The following is a 1771-nucleotide window of genomic DNA, read 5'->3' as shown; positions in this document are numbered from 1 at the left end:
TTGTTCTATGTAGTTTCTAAATTTTGTATTCCATCCAGTCATATAATAAGTTTCTCATTCTTGAAGAGGGAATATAGCAATTCATTACTTCACCATTCCTTACACAACCCCTGAATAAAAATTGAACAAGATCAGATACAGCTAATAAATCTTCATTCACAACAATTCCCCTAATCTCAAAGAAACCTTTTTCCAGTGGGTTCATGAACCGATTATAAACATATGCAGCGGCTGTACAATTTGCATAATCATTAGTTGCTCTAATATTCAATGATATAAAATTATCTTTTGTTCTATCATCTTTCTTATTAAATTTAGTTTTAGCATTCTTAAACTTAGATGCATACTGCTTCTTAGTAGTCCAAAAAATATTCTCATTTTTAGTTGGTACTTGAGTACGAAAATAACTATATAAATTCTTATTTAATTGTTTTATACTATCTTCTTTGTTTTTAGAAAACCAAGTTGAAGACAAATAAAAATCGGTATTTACATTAAATCTAAAATCATCGTAATTACTATTTAATATACTTTTCCTTCCAGTATCCTGTCGATAATCTTCATAAATATTCAATAGTTTACCTACTTCTTCTCTTTTATCAGCCTTGCTGTCATAATTTATCAAATGATATTTATTATTTTCATACTTAACTGAAAATTTATCATATTGTACTTCGTGCAAATCATAATAATATTTCTGGATTTGACCATCGAATAAATATGTCAGAATATACACTTCTTGAAAGCTAGTAAAAGCTTTGACATTCATTGTCCAAAACATCGCTTGGTCATTGTAGATATATAAATTATCTGTATCTGCTAGATCTCTAAGATAATCAAAACTATTATTTAAGTTCTTGTTATAATCATCATCTATCCAACGTACTTGACCTTTTGCTTCTATTGATATTGAATTTAATCTCAAAAGGTAGTTTATATCTTTGGAAGTTGTTTTTAATTGTTCAAGTACATTAGCTACTTCATCCATAATTAATGTATAACCTTCAATTCTTATATCATCAAGTGTTTCCTCATCTAACATTGAAAACAAAACATGTGTCATTACTATTGATTCGCCATTTTCAATAAGTAACTTTAAATGTGCTAATTTTGAACCTTTAAATTTCACGCTAGGTTCACTAAAGATTGCTTTAGTATCATTAATCACTCTTGTTACCTCATTGAGAAACGGTGTAACATAAATGTATTTCTTTTTACTCACATATGTTACTCCAGTGCCTATTGTAATAGACTTAATTTTAGTATTCTCATTCATCATTTGTATTGCATAACTGGTTTTACCAGCACCACATATTGCATCAATTACTTTAACTTTTACCAATATAATTCCTCCGAATGTTTTATCATAAATTTTTATCAAAAAGTGTGCAAAAACTATAATATTAAAACGTATTTTCTAGTACTTTTTAAGGGTGTCCCTTATAGAAGAGTATTAAATTTGTGCAAAAAGTCTAATCACCTTATCATTCTTCAAAATATGCTCATTTCGCTACGCTACATTCCGCTTGAACTTTATTTTATTCGCTACGCTTCATAAAAGTCGTTCGTGAAGATTCTTTCTATGTGATGAACATTATAAGCATAGCGTTAATGTGAAGCACTAAGCGGAATTGTGAAGCGTTCTTTGCTTCATCAATTTCAAGAGAACCTAAGAAAATATATTATTTATAATTTTTTAAATCATTCCCTTCATGCAATATATTTTGTTTAATATTTTTATTACTTTATTAAAGTAAATTAAGTATATAAT

1 protein-coding gene is annotated in these 1771 nt (G+C 27.7%); it reads right to left on the bottom strand.

Going from position 1 to position 1771, the window contains the following annotated elements; translation table 11 throughout:
• Window positions 1–16: 16 nt before the first annotated feature.
• Window positions 17–1342 (bottom strand): hypothetical protein, encoded by a 1326-nt coding sequence (locus ERX35_RS11255; protein ID WP_246143176.1) that lies wholly within the window; start codon window positions 1340–1342, stop codon window positions 17–19.
• Between the last annotated feature and the right edge of the window lie 429 nt (window positions 1343–1771).

This window comes from Macrococcus equipercicus, from assembly GCF_004359525.2.
In the GTDB taxonomy this organism is placed as follows: Bacteria; Bacillota; Bacilli; order Staphylococcales; family Staphylococcaceae; genus Macrococcus; species Macrococcus equipercicus.
The sequence above is the reverse complement of the archived record's forward strand: the minus strand, read 5'-3'. Positions and strand labels throughout refer to the sequence as shown.